The sequence below is a fragment of the Streptomyces sp. NPDC041713 genome (genome assembly GCF_055591085.1).
The window spans coordinates 383262-404558 of sequence record NZ_JBVIZY010000006.1 but is presented as its reverse complement, the minus strand read 5'-3'; the positions used below and the strand labels follow the sequence as shown (position 1 = coordinate 404558).

Sequence of the window (21297 nt, the reverse complement as noted above, 5' to 3'; positions counted from 1 at the left end):
GCGTGTCCGTATGAGCAGCACACGGGAACGACTGGTGATCATCGGGGGCGACGCGGCGGGCATGTCCGCCGCGTCGCAGGCGCGCAGGCTCAAGGGCCCCGACGAGCTGGAGATCGTGGCGTTCGAGCGGGGCCACTTCACCTCGTACTCCGCCTGCGGCATCCCCTACTGGGTGGGCGGCGACGTGGCGGAGCGGGACGACCTCGTCGCGCGCTCGCCCGAGCAGCACCGCGAGCGCGCGATCGATCTGCGGATGCGCACGGAGGTGGTGCGGCTCGACGTGCCGGGCCGCCGCGTCCTGGCCCGCGACCTCGACGCGGGCGAGGAGTACTGGACCTCGTACGACAAGCTCGTCATCGCGACCGGCGCGCGCCCCGTCCGCCCGCCGCTGCCCGGCATCGACGCGCCCGGCGTGCACGGCGTGCAGACCCTGGACGACGGCCAGGCCCTGCTCGACACGCTGGCCGGCACCTCCGGGCGGCGGGCCGTGGTGATCGGCGCGGGATACATCGGCGTCGAGATGGCCGAGGCGCTGATCAAGCGCGGTTACGAGGTGACCGTCGTCAACCGCGGCAAGGAGCCCATGTCGACGCTCGACCCGGACATGGGGTGCCTGGTGCACGACGCCATGACGGGCCTCGGCATCACCATGGTGAACGGCGCCGAGGTCACCAAGATCCTCACCGGCGACGACGGACGGGTCGCCGCGGTCGCCACGGAGGACGCCGAGTACCCGGCGGACGTCGTGGTCCTCGGCATCGGCGTGCGCCCCGAGACCACGCTCGCCCGCGAGGCCGGCCTCCCGCTCGGCGCGTACGGCGGGCTGCTCACCGACCTGGCGATGCGGGTGCGCGGGTACGACGACATCTGGGCGGGCGGGGACTGCGTCGAGGTCCTCGACCTGGTGTCCAGACGCGAGCGGCACATCGCCCTCGGCACCCACGCCAACAAGCACGGCCAGGTCATCGGCTCGAACGCGGGCGGCGGTTACGCGACCTTCCCGGGCGTCGTCGGCACGGCCGTCAGCAAGGTCTGCGACCTGGAGATCGCCCGCACCGGACTGCGCGAGCGGGACGCGGAGGCCGCCGGGCTGCGGTTCGTCACGGTGACCATCGAGTCGACGAGCCGGGCCGGTTACTTCCCGGGCGCGGCCCTGATGACGGTGAAGATGCTCGCCGAGCGGCGCACCGGGCGCCTCCTCGGCGTGCAGATCGTCGGCCGCGAGGGGGCGGGCAAGCGCGTCGACGTGGCGGCCGTCGCGCTCACCGCGCAGATGACGGTCGAGCAGATGACGGCGCTCGACCTGGGGTACGCGCCGCCGTTCTCCCCGGTGTGGGACCCGGTCCTGGTGGCGGCGCGCAAGGCGGTGGCGGCGGTGCGCTCCGACCGCTGAGTACGGGGACCGATGACGGGAGCCGTGTACGGAAAGGGTCCCCGCCCACCTGGGCAGGGACCCTTTTCGGACATCTTTCGGACGGGCGCCGTTCAGACCGCCGTGCGCGTGTGCACGTACTCCACGAGACGGGTCAGCGCCTCCGGGTCCGTCGTCGGCAGGACGCCGTGCCCGAGGTTGAAGATGTGCCCCTCGAGACCCTTCGCGGCGGCGAGCACCTCGTCGGTCCTGGCCTCGACGGCCTCGCGGGTGGAGAAAAGGACGGCCGGGTCGAGGTTGCCCTGGATCGCCTTGCCGGGCCCGACGCGGCGCGCGGCCTCGTCCAGCGGCACCCGCCAGTCGGCGCCCACGACGTCGGCGCCGGCCTCGCCCATCAGCCCGAGCAGCTCGCCCGTGCCGACGCCGAAGTGGATGCGGGGCACGTCGTACGAGGCGACGGCGTCGAAGACCTTTGTCGAGGCGGGCATCACCGAGCGGCGGTAGTCGGCGGGCGACAGCGCGCCCACCCACGAGTCGAAGAGCTGCACGGCGCTCGCGCCCGCCTCGATCTGCACCTTCAGGAAGGCGGCGGTGATCTCCGCGAGCCGGTCCAGCAGGTCCGCCCAGAGCTGCGGGTCGCCGTACATGAGCGCCTTGGTGTGCTCGTGGTTGCGGCTCGGGCCGCCCTCGACGAGGTAGCTCGCGAGGGTGAAGGGCGCGCCGGCGAACCCGATGAGCGGCGTCGAGCCGAGCTCGGCGGTGAGCATCCCCATCGCCTCGGTGACGTAGTGGACGTCGTCGGGCGTGAGGTCCCGCAGCTGCGCGAGGTCGGCGCGGGTGCGGATCGGGTTCTCGACGACCGGGCCGACGCCCGGCTTGATGTCGAGGTCGACGCCGATCGCCTTGAGCGGCACGACGATGTCGCTGAAGTAGATCGCGGCGTCCACGTTGTGGCGGCGCACCGGCTGCAGCGTGATCTCGGTGACGAGGTCGGGGCGCATGCAGGACTCCAGCATGGCGGTGCCCTCGCGCACCTTGCGGTACTCGGGCAGTGAGCGCCCCGCCTGCCGCATGAACCAGACCGGCGTGTGCGGCACGGCCTCGCGCCTGCACGCCTTCATGAAGGGGGAGTCGTACGTCGCTGCGTTCTGCCGGCCCGCGGGGCCTCGGCTGTCATTGGCACTCACGCGGAAAGTCTCGCACGTCGACCGAGAGCGCCCTCACGGGTGTCTCTCCCTGCGCGAAGGCGCCGTTCCCCTTAACCTTCCCCGCATGGCTGCGGCTCAGGGACAACGGTCGGACGGCGCTGGCGAGATGGAGAGTTCGGAGGGGAAGGTGGCGGATTCGGCTCCGCCGCCCTTTCGCGCGGCGGTCGAGGCGCTGCGGGGGGCACGGCTTCGGCCGGAGATCGAGATCGATCCGACCCCGCCGCCGAAACGGCTCGCGCCGTACGCGTACGCGGTGGAGGCGGCGGTCGTCGAGGACGAGGAGGACCTCGCGGACGGGCGGCTCGTGCTGCTGCACGATCCGGCGGGGCACGACGCCTGGAAGGGCACTTTCCGCCTGGTCACGCTGGTGCGGGCGGAGCTGGAACCGGAGATGGCGGCGGATCCGCTGCTGCCGGAGGTGTGCTGGTCGTGGCTGACCGGGGCGCTGCAGGCGCGCGGGCTCACCGCGGGGGAGGCGAGCGGCACGGTGACCCGGGCGGGCTCGCACTACTTCGGCGGCCTCTCGGAGCGGCCGCCCGCCTCGCAGATCGAGATCCGCGCCTCGTGGACGCCGCGGGAGGCGGCCGGTGGGGTGCCGGACACCGGCGCCCATCTGGCGGCGTGGTGCGATCTGCTCTGCCAGATCGCGGGGCTGCCGCCGGCGGGCCCGGCCGGCGACGGCTCGGTGGTCTCGCTGCCCCAGCGGCGCGGGCCGCTCTCCCCCTGAGCCGCCGTCATCCGTCTCCCTCTCCCCGCGGCCGGGTGCCGCGGGGTTTGTCCGCGTGGGGGTCACCCGTAAGAGGGCGTGTTCGGTTTGATCTTCGGATGATCGAGCGCATGTCCGAATTGCCCCAATTCTCTCTCACCAAATCGTGATCATTCCCTAAAGGCGGATGCGATTGGTGCCGAAGAGGTTTGTGACCTTGAAAGCACGGTTCGTCCCGGCTTCATCCCCGAGCCGGTCCCTCCCGTCCCCCCACCCAGGAGGCCTGGTGTCCGTTCTCCTCGAGCAGCCCGCAAGCCTGGTCGCCTACCGCCCGAACAAGCCGACCGCCATGGTCGTCGTGGCCGACCCCCGCGTCCGTTCCACCGTCACCCGCCACCTGTGGGCGCTCGGTGTACGCGACGTCATCGAGGCCTCGTCGATCGCGGAGGCTCGTCCCCGCATCGGCAACCCCCGGGACATCTGCGTCGCAGACGTCCACCTCCCCGACGGCTCCGGCCTCACGCTCCTCTCCGAAACCCGTGCCGCGGGCTGGCCGAACGGCCTCGCCCTCTCCGCCGCCGACGACATCGGTGCCGTGCGCAACGCCCTCGCGGGCGGCGTCAAGGGCTACGTCGTCACCGGCACCCGTACGAACGTCGGACTCCCCACCCGCCCCGGCGCGGCTCCGATCGGTTCGGCCGCCGCCCGTATGCACCGCCGCCCTCCGGGCGCCCCGAGCCACCCCGGCGGCTACCGCGAGCTCTCCGGCCGCGAGGTCGAGGTGCTGCGCCTGGTCGCGGAGGGCCAGTCCAACAAGGCCATCGGCGTCTCGATGGGCCTGTCCGCCCTGACCGTGAAGAGCCACCTCGCGAGGATCGCGCGCAAGCTCGGCACGGGTGACAGAGCCGGGATGGTGGCGGTGGCGCTGCGTACCGGCATCATCCACTGACTCATTTACACCCCTCAGGCGCCCGTCGACGGAACGTTCCGTCGACGGGCGCTGTCCATACACAGATACCCTTGACAGGTGACCGACGCCCAAGAGACCGCAGCAGACAGCTCACTGCGCACCACCGGGGGCGCCCCTCCGGACGACGACGGCCTCTCTTCCGAAGGGTTGCCGATCCCCCTCCTCGAGCCGCGCGACGGCATTCCGCCGGTGATCGCCGACGAGGAGTCCCTCGCCGCGACGGTGGCCGCCTTCGCCGCGGGCACCGGCCCCGTGGCCGTCGACGCCGAGCGCGCGTCCGGCTACCGGTACGGCCAGCGCGCCTATCTCGTCCAGCTCCGCAGGGAGGGCGCGGGCACCGCTCTCGTCGACCCCGTCGCCTGCCCCGACCTCTCCGGCCTCGGCGCCGCCCTCGCCGACACCGAGTGGGTGCTGCACGCCGCCACCCAGGACCTGCCGTGTCTGCGCGAGATAGGCATGGTTCCGTCGCGGATCTTCGACACGGAGCTCGCGGGCCGGCTCGCCGGGTTCCCGCGGGTGGGTCTCGGCGCGATGGTCGAGGGCGTCCTCGGCTATGTCCTGGAGAAGGGTCACTCCGCCGTCGACTGGTCGACCCGGCCGCTCCCCGAACCCTGGCTGCGGTACGCCGCGCTCGACGTGGAGCTCCTCGTCGACCTGCGCGACGCCCTGGAGAAGGAGCTCGACCGGCAGGGGAAGCTGGAGTGGGCCCGCGAGGAGTTCGACGCCATCGCCTCCGCGCCGCCCGCGCCGCCCCGCAAGGACCCCTGGCGCCGTACGTCCGGCATGCACAAGGTGCGCAGGCGCCGGCAGATGGCGGTCGTCCGTGAGCTGTGGACCGCCCGCGACCGGATCGCGCAGCGCCGCGACGTGTCGCCCGGCAAGGTGCTCGGCGACGGGGCGATCGTCGAGGCCGCGCTCGCGCTGCCGCCCAACGTGCACGCGCTCGCCGGGCTCACCGGATTCGGGCACCGCATGGGGCGGCGTCAGCTGGAGCAGTGGCAGGCCGCCGTCGACCGCGCCAAGGAGCTGCCGGACGCGGAGCTTCCGCAGCCGGGCCAGGCGGTCACGGGACCGCCGCCGCCCCGCTCCTGGGCGGAACGCGACCCGGCCGCCGCGGCGCGGCTCTCCGCGGCGCGGGCCGCGGTCTCCGCCCTCGCCGAGGAGCTGAACATGCCGCAGGAGAACCTGATCACTCCGGACACGGTCCGCCGCGTCTGCTGGGAGCCGCCGGCCCGGGTGGACGAGGAGTCCGTGGCCTCGGCCCTGGCCGCGCACGGCGCCCGCCGGTGGCAGGTCACGCTGGTGACGCCGGCCCTGGTGACGGCCTTGGCGACGACCCTGTCCTGACCCCGTGACGACCCGACGGCCACCTCGCGACGCGGGGTGGCCGTTCGGCGTGCGGATCGGGTTCGGTGTACGGATCGGGTTCGGCGTGCGGATCAGCTGTGGTCCGCCGTCAGGGTCTGTGCGACGTGGTCGGCCAGGTGCGGCAGCCAGTCGGGGCGCGCGTTGCCGAGCAGGTGGTCGCCGTGCGGGACGCGGAGGTACGTGCCGTGCGGCGCCGACCTCGCGAGCGGCTCGCCGTTCGTCACGCCCGGGATGACGTCCTGGGCGCCGTCCACGACCAGCAGCGGTGCCGCGATGCGCGGGGCGAGCGGGGCGAGGTCCACCCGGCGCGCGAACGCGCGGGCGGCGTCGGTACCGCCGGTGCGGCGCGCGATCATGTCCCGTACGGGCTGCGGCAGTTCGTCCCAGTCGAGACGGGACGGACCGCTGACGGTGGCGACGGCCGCCACCCTCGGCTCCAGCGCCGCCGCCCGCGCCGCGAAGTAGCCGCCCAGACTCATCCCGACGAGCCCGACCCGGAGATTCCTGCGGCCCGCCAGGGCTCCGAGGGCGTCGACGACACGGGCCACGACCCGCTCGTACTCCGCCTCGAAGACCGAATCCGCCGCGAGCACGCCCTGTCCGGGACCGTCCATCGCGAAGACCGCGAGCCCCCTGGCCAGTAGCGCGGACGCCAGATCGAGGAACTCCTCCTTCGCCGAGTCGAGGCCCGGGACGATCACGACGGTCCCGGGCGCGTCGACGGGTCCGCGCAACCGGCCGGTGAACCCCTCGCCGCTCACCTGCCGCGCGCCGGGCTCCAAGAGGGCGAGGGCCTCGCCCAGGGCCTCGTCGGCCGCGACGGCGGCGCGGTGCGCCTCCTCGTACGGTGCGAGGGTGGCCAGGTGGAACCACCGGGCGGCGGTCAGGAGGTGCTCCCCCGCCGAGCGGGCCGAGCCGGCGTCCCGGGCGCGCCGCAGGTGCTCCTGACCGGTGCGGAGGAAGGCCGGACCCCAGTCGGCGACCGAGGTCAGGTCGTCGGTGACGCGCCGGTACTCGTGGGGGTCCACGCCGGCGCCGGTGGCACGCGTCCACTGGGCGGCGGCGAATTCGGGGACGGGGGGCATGGATCGCATGACGGCGAGGCAATCCCGGGAGCCGTCCCCTCGGCCAACAACGGAACGAGACGGCCGACAACCACCGGTTGTCGGCCCAAGTGGGAGCCGTGGATCCGGTCGCCCCGGGCGCGTGTGACCTTCGCCTCGCCGAGGCGGCGGCGGGCAGCCCTTGGCCACATAGTTACCGACAAGTAGCATGACCTGAGGAAGCGCGCCGCAGGTGTGGCGCAACCGCACCCTGGAGGAGAGCCATCGTGCCTCGTACCGTCAGGGACGTCGTCTTCGTGGATGGCGTCCGCACCCCGTTCGGCAAGGCGGGCCCGAAGGGCATCTACCACGAGACCCGTGCTGATGACCTCGTCGTGAAGGCCATCCGGGAGCTGCTGCGCCGGAACCCTGACCTCGACCCCGCCAAGATCGACGAGGTCGCCATCGCCGCGACCACGCAGATCGGCGACCAGGGTCTGACGATCGGCCGCACCGCCGGCATCCTGGCCGGGCTGCCGCAGTCCGTGCCCGGCTACTCCATCGACCGCATGTGCGCCGGCGCGCTGACCGCCGTGACCTCGGTCGCGGGCAGCGTCGCCTTCGGTGCGTACGACATCGCCGTGGCCGGCGGCGTCGAGCACATGGGCCGCCACCCCATGGGTGAGGGCGTCGACCCCAACCCGCGGTTCGTGAGCGAGAAGCTCGTCGACGAGTCCGCCCTGTTCATGGGCATGACCGCGGAGAACCTGCACGACCGCTACCCGAGCATCACCAAGCAGCGCGCCGACGAGTACGCCGTGCGCTCGCAGGAGAAGGCCGCCAAGGCGTACGCCGACGGCAAGATCCAGGCCGACCTGGTGCCGATCTCCGTACGGCGCACCAACGAGGAGGCCGGCGAGACCGGCTGGGGCCTCGCCACCGCCGACGAGCCGATGCGTCCGGGCACCACCCTGGAGAGCCTCGCCGGGCTGAAGACGCCGTTCCGTACGCACGGCCGCGTCACCGCGGGCAACGCCGCCGGTCTCAACGACGGCGCCACCGCCTCCCTCATCGCCTCCGAGGAGTTCGCGCGGGAGAACGGCCTGCCGGTCAAGATGCGGCTCGTCTCGTACTCCTTCGCGGGTGTCGAGCCGGAGGTCATGGGCTACGGCCCGATCCCGGCCACCGAGAAGGCGCTCGCCAAGGCGGGCCTCTCCATCTCCGACATCGGCCTCTTCGAGATCAACGAGGCCTTCGCCGTGCAGGTGCTCGCCTTCCTGGAGCACTACGGCATCGCAGACGACGACGCGCGCGTCAACCAGTACGGCGGCGCCATCGCGTTCGGCCACCCGCTGGCCTCCTCGGGCGTGCGCCTGATGACGCAGCTGGCGCGGCAGTTCGAGGAGCAGCCGGAGGTCCGCTACGGCCTCACGACCATGTGCGTCGGCTTCGGCATGGGCGCCACGGTCATCTGGGAGAACCCGAACCACAAGGACGCCGGAGGCGACAAGTGAGCACCACGACCGCTGAGCTTCTGAAGGGTGCGGCCGAGCTGTTCCCGGACGAGGTCGTCACGCAGGCGCACGTACGCCACCTCGACCTCCCCCAGGGCGCGGGCCGCTTCGCCCTCATCACCCTGGACAACGGCTTCGACCACACCAAGCCGACCACCTTCGGGCCCGGCTCGCTCGCGAATCTCAACGCCGCGATCGACCAGGTCGAGAAGGAGGCCTCCGAGGGCTCCATCGTCGGCGTCGGCATCACCGGCAAGCCGTTCATCTTCGCCGTCGGCGCCGACCTCAAGGGCGTCGAACTCCTCAAGCACCACGAGGACGCGCTGGCCATCGGCAAGGGCGGTCACGAGGTCTTCAAGCGCCTCTCCGGCCTGGCCGTGCCGACCTTCGCGTACTACAACGGCGCCGCGATGGGCGGTGGCGTCGAGGTCGGTCTGCACTGCTCCTACCGCACCGTCTCCAAGGCGCTGCCCGCGTTCTCGCTGCCCGAGGTCTTCCTCGGCCTGGTCCCCGGCTGGGGCGGCTGCGCGCTGCTGCCGAACCTGATCGGCGCCGACAAGGCCGTCTCGGTCATCATCGAGAACTCGCTGAACCAGAACCGTCAGCTCAAGGGCAAGCAGGTCTTCGAGCTCGGCATCGCCGACGCGCTCTTCGAGGGCGCCGACTTCCTGGAGCAGTCGCTGATCTGGACGGCCTCCGTCCTGAACGGCTCGGTCCAGGTCACGCGTCCCGAGATCGACCGCGGCGAGGGCTGGGAGGCCGCCGTCGCGCGCGGCCGTGCCATCGCCGACTCCAAGGTGCACGGCGCCGCTCCGGCCGCCTACCGCGCCCTGGAGATCATCGCGGCCGCCAAGGACGGCGACCTGCAGAAGGGCTTCGACGCCGAGGACGTCGCGCTCGCCGACCTCATCATGGGCGGTGAACTGCGCGCGGGCATCTACTCGTTCAACCTCGTACAGAAGCGCGCCAAGCGCCCCGCGGGCGCCCCGGACAAGAACCTGGCGCGCCCGGTCACCAAGGTCGGCGTCGTCGGCGCCGGTCTGATGGCCTCGCAGCTCGCGCTGCTCTTCCTGCGCCGCCTGGAGGTGCCGGTCGTGCTGACCGACATCGACCAGGAGCGCGTCGACAAGGGCGTGGGCTACGTCCACGAGGAGATCGACAAGCTGCTCCTCAAGGGCCGCGTCAACCAGGACAAGGCCAACCGCCTCAAGGCGCTGGTCTCCGGTGTCCTGGACAAGGCCGAGGGCTTCTCCGACGCCGACTTCATCATCGAGGCCGTCTTCGAGGAGATCGGCGTCAAGCAGCAGGTGTTCGCCGAGGTCGAGGCGGTCGCCCCGGCGCACGCGATCCTCGCCACCAACACCTCTTCGCTCTCGGTCTCCGAGATGGCGTCGAAGCTGCAGCACCCCGAGCGGGTCGTCGGCTTCCACTTCTTCAACCCGGTCGCGATCCTGCCGCTCCTGGAGATCGTGCGCGGCGAGCAGACCGACGACGCCTCGCTGGCCACGGCCTTCGGCGTCGCCAAGAAGCTGAAGAAGACCGCGGTGCTGGTCAAGGACGCCCCGGCGTTCGTCGTGAACCGCATCCTCACCCGCTTCATGGGCGAGATCCAGAACGTCATCGACGAGGGCACCCCGGTCGCCGTCGCCGAGAAGGCCGTCGAGCCGCTCGGTCTGCCGATGTCGCCGCTGATCCTCCTGGAGCTGGTCGGCCCGGCCATCGGCCTGCACGTCTCGGAGACCCTGAACCGCTCCTTCCCCGAGCGCTTCACCGTCTCGCCGAACCTCGCGGCCGTCGTCAAGGCGGGCAAGCGCGGCTTCTACGTGTACGACAGCGGCAAGCCGGAGCTGGACCCCGAGGTCGCCGCGCTCCTCAAGCAGGGCGACTCCGTCCTGACCGAGGAGCAGGTCCGCGACCGCGTGCTCGACGCGGTGGCGCAGGAGATCGGGCTCATGCTCGACGAGGGTGTCGTCGCCGAGGCGCAGGACATCGACCTCTGCCTGATCACCGGCGCGGGCTGGCCCTTCCACCTGGGCGGCATCACGCCGTACCTGGACCGTGAGGGCGTCAGCGAGCGCGTCAACGGCAAGCGGTTCCTCGCCCCGGGCGTGGCGAGCGTTCCCGCGTAACGCTTCACCGCACGCAGCAACGACAGTGGGCCGTACGGGAGTTGTCCCGTACGGCCCACTGCCGTCTGTTCACACCGCGGCCCACGCCTCCAGCGCGAGGCCCGGCTCCGCCTTCTGGCGGGCGAGGCGCAGCGTGCCGTCGAGGCCGATCGCCGCCATGACCACCCGGCCGTGCGCGTCGAGCGCCAACGACGGGGCGCCCAGGCACGGTTCGCCGGTCTCGGCCCACCACAGGCCCGCCCCCTCGTCCTCCGTGGGGAACGCGGCGAGCGCCGGGCGCCCGCCGGTCGTGCGGTGCGCGAGGACCGTGCAGTCGTGGCCGTCGACGGTGGTCCGCACGGCCGCCGTGGGGCCGGGGCCCGGCGCGCCGCCGAGCGGCATCGCGGGGCCGCCGTCCGCCGGGCGGTGGGCGAGGACGCCGTCGCCGAGGGCGTCGGCCGCGTAGTACGTGAGGCGGTCGGGGCCGGTCTCCAAGGCGGTGCCGGAGCCGGGGGCGGGGGCCAGGGGGACGTCGTCGGCGCGCCGCAGCTCGCCGCCCTGGCTCTCCTGGGCCCAGCGCAGGGTGGCCTTGCCGGACGGGGCGAGGAGCTCCACGCGGCCCGTCGAGGTGGCGAGCGCGGCCATGCCGTCCAGGGTGTCGCGGACCTTGAGGTCCTTCCACCCCTCCCACCTGCCGCCCTTGCCCTCGCGGCGCATCCGGACGCTGCCGATCGCGTCCCGCACGAAGACGTGGACGGTGCCCGCGGCGTCCACCGCGGCGGCGGGGGCACCGAGCGAGGGGGCGCGGTCGAGGCGCTTGGTGTGCGGGTTGCCGAGCGAGCGCCAGTCCATGAGCGGCCGGCCCGACTGGTACTGGATGGAGTGCATGATCTCCACGACGGGCTCCCCCGCCGCGTCCCGCCGCTCCCTGCGGCCCAGGAAGTGCACGTAGCCGTCGCTGCCCTGGGCGAGGGTGAGGTAGGTCAGGTCGGGCGCCTCGAAGAAGTCGGGGCCGCTCCAGTCGGGGCCGCCGGGCCGCTCCTCCGTCCAGCGCAGCAGCCCTCCCCCGGCACGGGCGTAGGCGGTCAGCCGGCCGTCCCGGCCGCGCAGCAGCCAGCGGGCGGTGTCCGGGGCACCGGTGCTGGTGGACCTCGACGGCATGACTCGGCGCCTCCCCTTCCACGATCACGTCCACGGTCACGGACGCACAGCGTTTTGCCTATTAGTTTACGTTTGCCGCATGAGAACTCTCGTCGTCGTCGATGCCGCGAACGTCGTCGGATCCGTGCCCGACGGTTGGTGGAAGGACCGCCGCGGGGCCGCCGAGCGGCTCCGGGACTCCCTCGTCCCGTACGCCGCGGACGGACTGCCCGGACACCCGGGCCCCGTGGACCTGGTACTCGTCGTCGAGGGCGCCGCCCGAGGAGTGGAGTCGGTGCCCGGCGTACGGGTGGAGAGCGCACCCGGCAGCGGTGACGACCACATCGTGGAAGTGGCGGCCGGGGCGGCGGGCCGCCCGTGCGTGGTGGTCACGGCCGACCGCGAGCTGCGCCGGAGGGTGGGCGAGGTGGGCGCAGAATGCACGGGCCCAAGGGCGGTCCGCGCCCCGTGAGGGGCGCGGGGAACTGCGCGACCGGCCCCCACCGGCCCGCAGCCGGTGAACCGCCCGCCCAGCGAAGCGCTAAAGCCGCTTCGCGCTGCGCAACGTCGAGGCGTAGTAGCCGTTGCCGTCCAGGCGCGACGTGCCGCCCTTGTCGCCGATCGATGGACTTGGGGCGGTCGGCCGCGCCGATCCCCTCTGCCGCGCCTGGGCCAGGTCCTGCCCGCTCGCGGGTCGCTCCAACATGCAGGGGCGGGCCGCCGCCGCGCACGACGTGCCGTTCCTGCACGTCGAGTTCGGCCCCCGCATCCGGGTGGACCGCGACCACACCCGAGCGGTCGTGGGAGCACTCGCGGACGTCACCCGCACCTGGCAACGCCGCTCGTAGCCCCCGCCGGGCCGCGCCGCCACCCCCCTCCGTTTTGGCCCGCGTGGCCCGAAGGGGCTCTTCTCAGGCGCCGACGAGGTCCGTAGCCTGTGACACCAACTCGTCGAAGTCTCACCTGCGTTGGCTGAGGACACGTGGACACTGCGACCCTGCTTCTGCTCGGCGCGGCCGGCGGAGCGGTGCGCGGGGTCGTGCATGCCTACGACTGCATGACCGAGTGGCTCGCCCGGCGCCGGGACCATCGGCTCTCCGGGCACCCCGGGGACGAGGAACCTCCCGCGTTCGGCGCGTACTACGACATCGCGGGTGAGTGCGTCGCCGCCGCCGTGCACATCGCGCTGGGTGCCGGGGTGGCGGTGCTCCTCGGCGCCTCGGGGCAGATCAGCGGGGGCTTCGCGACCTTCGCCGCGGGAGCTTCGGCGCCCTTGGTCCTCGTACAGCTCAAGAACTCCCGGCTCGCGGACATCGTCCTCGGTGACGCGGGCGCCGCGCAGGCCGGCCAGCCGGTGCCGCCGCCCCAGGGCGAGCCGCCGGCCCGCGATCCCGGGCCCCTGCCGCGCCCGCGGCCGTCGGCCGCGGAGCGCAGGGGTGCCGAATGATCCGGCCCGCGCTGCTGCGCCGGGCCGCCGCGGCCACGATCGGCGTCGACCGGCGCCCCGACCGCGCCCGCTCCCTGCCCCCGCGCCACGACCTCACCCTGGCCCGCAGGGCGGCCGCCGCCACCATCGGGGTCCGCACCCGGCGACCGCATCCGGCGACCGCCGGGAAGGAGCCGGCGCGGAACGCGACAGCAGGGCGCGCGGAGAGAAGCGCGCCGTCCGGTCCGTTTCTCGTGTCCGCCGGAGGCCCTCCGCCCCGCACACGCCGGCGCCGCGGTCTCGTCCTGGCCGCGGTGGCCGCCGTCGTCGCCATCGCCTTCGGCGCCTTCAGCGCCTACCGCGAGGACACCTTCGTGGACACCGCTCCCCCGGCGGGCGCGCTGCCGGAGAGGTACATCGGCACGTGGAAGACCGCGGTCCCGGGAAGCCCCGACAACACCCGGACGCTCGTGATCCGGCAGGGCGAGGTGGGCGACACGGTGATGTCCCTGACGGCGGACGGCCCCGAGTACCACTGCGTCTTCCGCGCCCGGCTCGAAGCCGTCGTCCTCGACGGCATCCGGTTGGGCAAGTCGACCGTGGCTCGCGGCCGCCCGCCCGAATCGTGCAGTCCGGGCGGCGCCTCGACGGTGCTCGTGGTGGGTGACAACACGCTGCGGCGCATCGCCGGCGAGGACACGCTGACGTACACGCGCGCCCGGTGACGCACCCGGTGCCGCCCCCCTCTCACCGCCCCACCCGCACATACACCACCGCCCCCGCCACCCGCGCCACCGGCGCGTACCCGACCGAGAGGATCCGGCGCAGTGACGGCACCCGGTCCGGGGCGAACGGCTTGCCGCGGGAGTCGTCGACCACGACCGCCGGCGGGTCGCGCCGCATCTCCCGGCGGAAGACCGGCCAGGCGCCCTCGACCGCGTACTTCTCGCCCACCTGGGGCCCGTCCCGGCCCCCGCTGTAGTTCGTGAGCAGGCCGGCCGTGAGGTAGCGGCTCGCGGGGGCACGGTCGGCCAGCCAGTACGTCTCCGGGTGTATGCCCCAGAGCAGCACCCGGTCGCGCGGTCCCGTCTCGGCCCTGACCGCCTGCGCCAGGCGGGTGGCGTGCGCCAGTTCGGGGCGGGGCGCGAGCAGCCCCCAGGCGAGGAACACGGCGCACGCGCACCCGGAGGTGACCAGGGCCCGCACCGTCCGCTCGCGCGGCAGGATCTGCAGCGCGGCCACCCCCAACAGGGCTAGCGGCGGCATGAGTTGGAGGTAGTAGTGGCCGAAGAAGTGGAAGCCGAGCAGGACCGCGGCCACCGACGAGGCGAGCCAGAGCCACAGCTCCGCCGCGCCGGTGCGGGCGATCCGCAGCACCCGTACGACCGGTGGGAGGATTCCCGCGCAGGCCGCCGCGAGGACCGCCGCGTTGATCAAACCCCGCGCCAGTACGTGGAGTTCGGAGCCGGTGAAGGAGGCGTACGCGCCGGATCCCGTCACCGTCCAGAACAGGAAGCCGGTGGGGGTCGTCAGGAGCGCGGCCGCCAGTACCGGCAGGCCGAGGCCGGCGGTCAGGCGCCCGGCATCCCGCCGGTTCGCCCCGCCGTGCCACAGCAGCCAGCCGACCGGCAGGAGCACGGCCCCGCCGGTCTGCTTGGCCAGGAAGGCGCAGGCCACGGCGGCCCCCGCGGCGCCCCACCTGCGGCGGTCCGCGCACCACATGGCGGCCGCCGTGCACGGCAGCATGAAGACCTCGAAGGTGGCCGCCTGGGCGTCCTCCGGGTTGAGGCCCACGGAGATCAGCAGGTACAGCACGCCCGCCGTGCGGCCCGCGCCGTCCCCCCAGCGGTGCCGGGCCAGCGAGACCAGGAGCACCGCCGTCAGGAGCTGCACGGCGACGGCGAGGAGCTTCAGGGGCAGCAGGGAGTCGTCGCCGAAGAGCGCGAACGCGCCCGCGTACAGCCAGGGGACGAGCGGCGGCTTGCGGTCGACGACCGTCTCGTAGAGCTCGCCGCCGTCCGCCAACATCCGTGCCTGGACGGCGAGATAGCCCTCGTCCGGGCTCCACATGGGCCACCGGAAGGAGGGCAGCCGCGTCACGCACGCCAGGGCGGCGAGCAGCGGGAGCAGCCGCGCCCAGTACGCGGCCCGTGCACCCCTTCCGGGGGCGGGCTCCGTACGCGGGCCCGGCACCCGGAGGCCGGGCACGGAGCGTGGTGACGCGGAGGGCGGGGCGAGCATACGGGCACGCTAACGGCCCCGCACGCCCCGACGGATCGGGACATACGGGGCCGGGGCGTAATGCCTGCCGAACGGCGGGTGACTACCGTGCGTCGCCGGCCTGCCCGTCACGGACGTGCAGACGACTGTGCGAGCGCCCGTACGCGAAGTAGATGACCACGCCGAGCACCATCCAGACGCCGAACCGCACCCAGGTCTCGGCCGGCAGGTTCAGCATCAGCCACAGCGACGCGAGCACCGAGAGGATCGGCACGAACGGCACCAGCGGGGTGCGGAAGGCGCGCGGCAGGTCGGGACGCTGCCTGCGGAGCAGGATGACGCCGAGGGCGACCACGACGAAGGCGAACAGCGTGCCGATGTTGACCAGTTCGGCCAGCTCGTCGATGGAGGTGAAGCCCGCGACGACCGCCACGATCAGACCGAGCAGGATCGTCGAGCGGTACGGCGTGCCGAACTTGGGGTGGACCTTGGAGAAGGTCATCGGCAGCAGCCCGTCCCGGCTCATCGCGAAGAACACCCGGGTCTGGCCGAGCAGCAGGATCATGCAGACGGAGGTGAGGCCGACGGCGGCGCCGAAGCTGATCAGACCCGCCCAGAAGGGGTGCCCGACGGCCTTGAAGGCGTCCGCGAGCGGCGCGTCCGTGGAGAGGTCGGTGTACTTCTGCATGCCGGTCACGACGACGGAGACCGCGACGTACAGGATCGTGCAGATGAGCAGCGAGCCGAGGATGCCGCGGGGCACGTCGCGCTGCGGGTTGTGGGTCTCCTCGGCGGCGGTCGCGACGATGTCGAAGCCGATGAACGCGAAGAAGACGACGGCCGCCGCGGTGAAGATGCCCATCACGCCGAAGTCGCCCGGGGTGAACCCGAAGATCAGCTGGACCAGCGGCGCCGTGATGCCGCCGCCGCCCTCGACCTGCTTGCTCGGCGGGACGAACGGGTCGTAGTTGGAGCCGGTGATGAAGAAGGCGCCCACGATGATGACGAGCACGACCACGGTGACCTTGACGGCGACGATGATGTTGGTGACCCGCGAGGACAGCTTCATCCCGGCGACGAGGATGGCGGTCAGGATCAGCACGAGCACCGCGGCCAGCAGGTCGAAGCCGAACTTCCCCTCGTGCGTGCCGCTCAGCGCCTGCGGCAGATGCACGCCCGCGGTGTCGAGCAGCGAGCGGAGGTAGCCGGACCAGCCGACCGCCACCACCGCGCAGCCGAGCGCGAGTTCGAGGACCAGGTCCCAGCCGATGATCCAGGCCGGGAACTCGCCGAGCGAGGCGTACGAGAAGGTGTACGCGGACCCGGCGACCGGCACGGTCGAGGCGAACTCGGCGTAGCAGAGCGCCGCGAGGGCGCACACGACTCCGGCGACGACGAAGGCCAGGGCCACCGAGGGCCCGGCCGTCTCCTTGGCGATTTTTCCGGTCAGTACGAAGATTCCGGTGCCGATGATGACGCCGACGCCGAAGACCGTGAGGTCGAGGGCGGACAGCGACTTCTTGAGCGCGTGCTCCGGTTCCTCGGTGTCCTTGATGGACCGCTCGACGCTCTTCGTCCTGAAGAGGGTGTTGCTCACGGGCGTACCTCCACGCTTGTCGTCCCCGACATGATCGAGAGACCGAGTACCCCGAAAGCCCCGGCGCGGGCCGATTCACGCGAATGGGCCGGTCCCACCACCCGTACAGGGTGCTGAAACCGGCCCATCGGCGGTGCGCGTTGACGTCAGTCGCGGGCGGGCTCCACCGCGTCGACCGCGGCGGCGGTGTTCCGCTCGTACTTGCCGTCGAGCTTGGCGACCAGGCCGGTGACCTGCCGGGCGATGTCCGGCGCGGTCAGCCCGATCTCCGCCATGATCTCCTTGCGGGACGCGTGGTCGAGGAAGCGCGGCGGGATGCCGAAGTCGCGCAGCGGTACGTCGACGCCGGCGTCGCGCAGCGCCTGGGCGATGGCCGAACCGACGCCGCCCGCGCGGGAGTTGTCCTCGACGGTGACGACGACGCGGTGCTTCTCGGCGAGCGGGGCCATCGCCTCGTCGACCGGCTTGACCCAGCGCGGGTCGACGACGGTCGTGGTGATGCCCTGCTTGTCGAGCAGGCCGGCGATCTCCAGGCACATCGGCGCGAGCGCGCCCACGGAGACGAGCAGCACGTCCGGCTTGTCGGCGGACGCCTCGCGCAGCACGTCCATCGAGCCGACCTTGCCGACGGCCTTGACCGCCGGGCCGACCGCGCCCTTGGAGTAGCGCACCACGGTCGGCGCGTCGTCGACCTCGACGGCCTCGCGCAGCTGCATGCGGACCTGGTCGGCGTCGCGCGGCGCGGCGATCCGCAGGGTCGGCACGCACTGCAGGATCGACATGTCCCACATGCCGTTGTGCGAGGCGCCGTCCGAACCGGTGACGCCGGCGCGGTCCAGGACGAAGGTGACGCCGCACTTGTGAAGCGCCACGTCCATCAGGAGCTGGTCGAACGCGCGGTTGAGGAAGGTCGCGTAGACGGCGAAGACCGGGTGCAGGCCGCCGGTGGCGAGGCCGGCCGCGGAGACGGCGGCGTGCTGCTCGGCGATGCCCACGTCGTAGACGCGGTCGGGGAAGGCCTTGGCGAACTTCTGCAGGCCGACCGGCTGGAGCATGGCGGCCGTGATGGCGACGATGTCCTCGCGCTCGTGGCCGAGCTTGACCATCTCCTCGCCGAAGACGGACGTCCAGTCCATGCCGCCGGAGGCGATGGGCAGGCCGGTGTCGGGGTGGATCGGGCCGATGCCGTGGAAGTGGTCGGCCTCGTCCTCCTCGGCGGGCTTGTAGCCGCGGCCCTTCTCGGTGATGCAGTGCACGATGACCGGGCCGCCGAAGCGCTTGGCGCGCTGCAGGGCGGACTCCAGGGCCTCGATGTCGTGGCCGTCGATGGGGCCGACGTACTTCAGGCCGAGGTCCTCGAACATGCCCTGCGGGGCGATGAAGTCCTTCAGGCCCTTCTTGGCGCCGTGCAGGGTCTCGTAGAGCGGCCTGCCGACGACCGGCGTGCGCTCCAGGAGGTCCTTGCCGCGGGCCAGGAACCGCTCGTACCCGTCGGTGGTGCGCAGGGTCGCGAGGTGGTTGGCGAGGCCGCCGATGGTCGGCGCGTACGACCGTTCGTTGTCGTTGACGACGATCACGAGCGGGCGGTCCTTGGCGGCCGCGATGTTGTTCAGCGCCTCCCAGGCCATGCCGCCGGTCAGCGCGCCGTCACCGATGACGGCGACGACGTGGTCGTCCTTGCGGCGCACCTCGTTCGCCTTGGCCAGGCCGTCGGCCCAGCCGAGGACGGTGGAGGCGTGGCTGTTCTCGATCACGTCGTGGTCGGACTCGGCGCGCGAGGGGTAGCCGGAGATGCCGCCCTTGGTGCGCAGCTTCTCGAAGTCCTGGCGGCCGGTGAGCAGCTTGTGCACGTAGCTCTGGTGGCCGGTGTCGAAGAGGACCTTGTCCTGCGGGGACTCGAAGACGCGGTGCAGGGCGATGGTGAGCTCGACCACGCCGAGATTGGGGCCGAGGTGGCCGCCGGTCTTGGAGACTGCGTCGACGAGGAAGCCGCGGATCTCTCCGGCCAGCTGGTTCAGCTCCTCGGGACTGAGCCGGTCAAGATCGCGCGGTCCCGTGATGCGGTTCAGCAGCGGCACCCGTGCCTCCTTGCAGTAGAGCTGAGATGTGCTGTTCGAGCGTTGCCGGGTCTGTCGAGTCTAATGTTCCGCAACCGGCGGCGGCGTCCGGGCGGCGTTTTCCGGGTCACACGAACAGCGGAACCCCGCGCCCCGTAAGGGGACGCGGGGTCCGGCGTGCCCCGTAAGGGGCGCGGGGAACTGCGCGCTCAGCCAGGGACGGCCCGGCGGCCGAAAGACCACGGGCCGCCCCCGAACCCGCTCAGGGGAACGCTACGCGCGCCCCGCCGATTTCTGGGTCCGCCGCGAAATAGAGTCAATGACCACCGCGGCGAGCAGCACCGCACCCGTGATCATGAACTGAATCTCACTCGCCATGCCGAGCATGTTGAGCCCCTGCTGGATCGACTGGATGACCAGCATGCCGAGCAGCGCGGACCACACCTTGCCGCGCCCGCCGAAGAGGCTCGTCCCGCCGATGACCGCCGCGGCGATCACCATCATCAGCGTGTTGCCGCCGCCCAGGCTCTTCGTGGCGCCGCCCGAGAGGCTGGCGATGAAGAGGCCGCCGAAGGCCGCGAGCATGCCGGAGATCGCGAAGACGATGATCCGGACCCGGTCGACGTTGATGCCGGCCCGGCGCGCGGCCTCCGCGTTGCCGCCGACCGCGAAGACCTGGCGGCCGAAGGTGGTGCGCCGCGCCACGAAGTCCGCGATCACCAGGACGGCGAGGAAGAGCACCAGGGCGAGCGGCAGCCCGCGGGCGCCGTCCGGCTCGTTCAGCTCGTACGCCGCGCCGCCCGCGAGGACGGCGACGACGACCGTGCGCAGCACGATCTCGCTGACCGGCCGGGACGGCAGCCCGGCGGACCTGCGGCGCTTGCTGTCGAGCAGCAGGGAGGCCGCGTACGCGACGATCGCGACGGCCGCGAGCCCGTAGGCCGCGCCCTTCTCCGCGAAGAAGTGCCCGGTGAGGTTCTCGACGATGCTGCCCTCGGGCGTGTTGATGCTGCCCTCGCCGCCCATCAGCCAGATCTGTACGCCGCTCCAGCCGAGGAAGCCCGCGAGCGTGACCACGAAGGCCGGCACGCCGATCTTGGCGAAGAAGAAGCCGTGCAGGGCGCCGATGACCAGGCCGGTCAGGACGGCGATGAGCACCGAGAGCCAGTCGTTCATCTCGTGGGTGACGTTCAGCACGGCCCAGACCGCCGCGCCCATGCCGGCCACGGAACCGACCGACAGGTCGATCTCGCCGAGCAGCAGGACGAAGACGATGCCGACGGCCATGATGCCGAGGCCGGAGGTGAAGACCGCGATGTTCGCGAGGCTGCTCGCGTCCAGGAAGTGCTCGTTCTTCAGCTGGAAGATGATCGCGATGACGATCAGGCCCACGACGACGGGCAGCGAGCCGAGCTCGCCGCCTCGCATCTTGCGCTTGAACTCGGTCCAGTAGCCGGCCAGGCCCTCCTCGCGGACGAGCAGCCGGGGGTCGACGACCGGGACCGGCGCCGCCGACTTGTCCACCTGGGCCGGCACGGCGGCGGTGCCGGTGCCCGCGGCGGAGGTGTCCGTGGCGGGGGCGTCCGCGGTGGGCTTCGGGTTCTTGGCGAGGTCGCTCACTTCGCGTCCTCCTTCGTGACCGGGTTCGCGCCCGGGTTCGTGACCGAGGCCGAGCGCGCCGAGCGGCGGGTCACGGCGTTGTCCGTGGCGCCGGTGATGGCGGCGATGATCTCTTCGTTGGTGGTGTCCGCGACGGTGAAGGTGCCGTTGTTGCGGCCGAGCCGCAGCACCGCGACCCGGTCCGCGACGGCCTTCACGTCGGCCATGTTGTGGCTGATCAGGATCACGCCGTGGCCGCGCTCGCGCAGCCGCTCCACCAGGTCGAGGACCTGGGCGGTCTGCTCGACGCCGAGGGCCGCGGTGGGCTCGTCGAGGATGACGACCTTGGGGTCGCCGACCAGCGCGCGGGCGATGGCGACGACCTGGCGCTGACCGCCGGAGAGCGCCGCGACCGGGATGCGGACGCTGGGGATGCGGATGGAGAGGGTGTCCAGGAGCTCCTTGGCCCGCTTCTCCATCTTGATCTCGTCCAGGACGGACGCCGTCCTCAGCTCGCTGCCGAGGAAGAGGTTGGCCACGACGTCGAGGTTGTCGCAGAGCGCGAGGTCCTGGTAGACGGTGGCGACGCCGAGGTTCTGGGCGTCGTGCGGGCGTCCGATGCGGACCCCCTTGCCCTCCCACTCGATGGTGCCGTCGTCGATCGGGTGGACGCCCGAGATCGTCTTGACGAGCGTGGACTTGCCGGCGCCGTTGTCGCCGACCAGGGCGACCACCTCACCGGTGTGGATTTCGAGGTCTACGTCCGTGAGCGCCTGGACGGCGCCGAACCGCTTGGAGACCCCGCGCAACGCCAGCACGGGCGTAGCGGACACGTGAATCAGCTCCTTCGCCGCCTGACCGGCGGGGATGGTGGTGCAGCAAGGACAGTGCCCGGGGGAGAACAGCCTTCCGCGGGCAAGTCCGGCACCCGCCCCCCGTTTGCGGGGCGGTTTGATGGGGCGGGCACCG

The 21297-nt window shown here is 72.4% G+C and carries 18 protein-coding genes; 10 read left to right on the top strand and 8 right to left on the bottom strand.

Going from position 1 to position 21297, the window contains the following annotated elements; all coding sequences use genetic code 11:
* Positions 1-10: 10 nt before the first annotated feature.
* Entirely contained in the window at positions 11-1393 is a 1383-nt protein-coding gene (locus ACZ6CV_RS21215) for an FAD-dependent oxidoreductase (protein ID WP_469252285.1), read from the top strand.
* 92 nt (positions 1394-1485) lie between these two features.
* Here the strand turns inward: ACZ6CV_RS21215 and hemE are convergent, their stop codons facing one another.
* The gene (gene hemE, locus ACZ6CV_RS21210; protein ID WP_469252284.1) at positions 1486-2559 is read right to left on the bottom strand and encodes a uroporphyrinogen decarboxylase; all 1074 of its coding nucleotides are present in this window, start codon (positions 2557-2559) and stop codon (positions 1486-1488) included.
* Positions 2560-2644: 85 nt separating this feature from the next.
* On the opposite strand from hemE, the gene ACZ6CV_RS21205 reads away from it, so the two are divergent.
* From ACZ6CV_RS21205 to ACZ6CV_RS21195, 3 genes are all read left to right on the top strand, one after another.
* Positions 2645-3307 (top strand): DUF3000 domain-containing protein, encoded by a 663-nt coding sequence (locus ACZ6CV_RS21205; protein WP_469252283.1) that lies wholly within the window; start codon positions 2645-2647, stop codon positions 3305-3307.
* A 265-nt stretch (positions 3308-3572) separates the two neighbouring features.
* The gene (locus ACZ6CV_RS21200; RefSeq protein ID WP_030687574.1) at positions 3573-4235 is read left to right on the top strand and encodes a response regulator transcription factor; all 663 of its coding nucleotides are present in this window, start codon (positions 3573-3575) and stop codon (positions 4233-4235) included.
* Between the two features lie 78 nt (positions 4236-4313).
* Complete coding sequence (locus ACZ6CV_RS21195) at positions 4314-5603, top strand: HRDC domain-containing protein (protein WP_469252282.1); 1290 nt, start codon at positions 4314-4316, stop codon at positions 5601-5603.
* A 92-nt stretch (positions 5604-5695) separates the two neighbouring features.
* On the opposite strand, the gene ACZ6CV_RS21190 is transcribed toward ACZ6CV_RS21195, so the two are convergent.
* Positions 5696-6718, bottom strand: a complete 1023-nt coding sequence (locus tag ACZ6CV_RS21190; protein WP_469252281.1) for an alpha/beta hydrolase family protein — start codon at positions 6716-6718, stop codon at positions 5696-5698.
* 236 nt (positions 6719-6954) lie between these two features.
* Between ACZ6CV_RS21190 and ACZ6CV_RS21185 the strand changes: the two genes are divergently transcribed.
* Together ACZ6CV_RS21185 and ACZ6CV_RS21180 are read left to right on the top strand one after the other, a co-directional pair.
* Positions 6955-8181, top strand: coding sequence for a thiolase family protein (locus ACZ6CV_RS21185; RefSeq protein ID WP_362366768.1), 1227 nt, complete (start codon positions 6955-6957; stop codon positions 8179-8181).
* Positions 8178-10310, top strand: a complete 2133-nt coding sequence (locus tag ACZ6CV_RS21180; protein WP_469252280.1) for a 3-hydroxyacyl-CoA dehydrogenase NAD-binding domain-containing protein — start codon at positions 8178-8180, stop codon at positions 10308-10310. Before ACZ6CV_RS21185 ends, ACZ6CV_RS21180 begins: the two co-directional genes overlap by 4 nt.
* A gap of 69 nt (positions 10311-10379) precedes the next feature.
* On the opposite strand, the gene ACZ6CV_RS21175 is transcribed toward ACZ6CV_RS21180, so the two are convergent.
* The gene (locus ACZ6CV_RS21175; protein WP_469252279.1) at positions 10380-11450 is read right to left on the bottom strand and encodes a hypothetical protein; all 1071 of its coding nucleotides are present in this window, start codon (positions 11448-11450) and stop codon (positions 10380-10382) included.
* A 79-nt stretch (positions 11451-11529) separates the two neighbouring features.
* Here ACZ6CV_RS21175 and ACZ6CV_RS21170 point away from each other — a divergent pair, with 79 nt between their 5' ends.
* The 4 genes from ACZ6CV_RS21170 (at position 11530) to ACZ6CV_RS21155 (ending at position 13580) form a co-directional block, all read left to right on the top strand.
* On the top strand, positions 11530-11901 hold the full coding sequence (locus ACZ6CV_RS21170) for a PIN domain-containing protein (protein WP_362366777.1): 372 nt from the start codon (positions 11530-11532) through the stop codon (positions 11899-11901).
* 139 nt (positions 11902-12040) lie between these two features.
* The gene (locus ACZ6CV_RS21165; RefSeq protein ID WP_469252477.1) at positions 12041-12277 is read left to right on the top strand and encodes a hypothetical protein; all 237 of its coding nucleotides are present in this window, start codon (positions 12041-12043) and stop codon (positions 12275-12277) included.
* A gap of 134 nt (positions 12278-12411) precedes the next feature.
* A complete protein-coding gene (locus ACZ6CV_RS21160; protein ID WP_469252278.1) occupies positions 12412-12876 on the top strand; it encodes a hypothetical protein in 465 nt (154 codons plus the stop codon).
* Positions 12873-13580: a hypothetical protein gene (locus ACZ6CV_RS21155; RefSeq protein WP_469252277.1), complete on the top strand. Its 708-nt coding sequence runs from the start codon at positions 12873-12875 to the stop codon at positions 13578-13580. The genes ACZ6CV_RS21160 and ACZ6CV_RS21155 overlap by 4 nt, the downstream gene beginning before the upstream one ends.
* 22 nt (positions 13581-13602) lie before the next feature.
* On the opposite strand, the gene ACZ6CV_RS21150 is transcribed toward ACZ6CV_RS21155, so the two are convergent.
* The 5 genes from ACZ6CV_RS21150 to ACZ6CV_RS21130 all read right to left on the bottom strand — a co-directional run bounded on the left by ACZ6CV_RS21150 (position 13603) and on the right by ACZ6CV_RS21130 (position 21170).
* Positions 13603-15096: an ArnT family glycosyltransferase gene (locus ACZ6CV_RS21150; protein WP_469252276.1), complete on the bottom strand. Its 1494-nt coding sequence runs from the start codon at positions 15094-15096 to the stop codon at positions 13603-13605.
* Between the two features lie 82 nt (positions 15097-15178).
* Positions 15179-16672: an amino acid permease gene (locus ACZ6CV_RS21145; protein ID WP_469252275.1), complete on the bottom strand. Its 1494-nt coding sequence runs from the start codon at positions 16670-16672 to the stop codon at positions 15179-15181.
* A 146-nt stretch (positions 16673-16818) separates the two neighbouring features.
* Positions 16819-18750, bottom strand: coding sequence for a 1-deoxy-D-xylulose-5-phosphate synthase (gene dxs, locus ACZ6CV_RS21140; protein ID WP_469252274.1), 1932 nt, complete (start codon positions 18748-18750; stop codon positions 16819-16821).
* 252 nt (positions 18751-19002) lie between these two features.
* Positions 19003-20349, bottom strand: coding sequence for a sugar ABC transporter permease (locus ACZ6CV_RS21135; protein ID WP_469252273.1), 1347 nt, complete (start codon positions 20347-20349; stop codon positions 19003-19005).
* Positions 20346-21170, bottom strand: coding sequence for an ATP-binding cassette domain-containing protein (locus ACZ6CV_RS21130; RefSeq protein ID WP_469252463.1), 825 nt, complete (start codon positions 21168-21170; stop codon positions 20346-20348). Before ACZ6CV_RS21130 ends, ACZ6CV_RS21135 begins: the two co-directional genes overlap by 4 nt.
* Between the last annotated feature and the right edge of the window lie 127 nt (positions 21171-21297).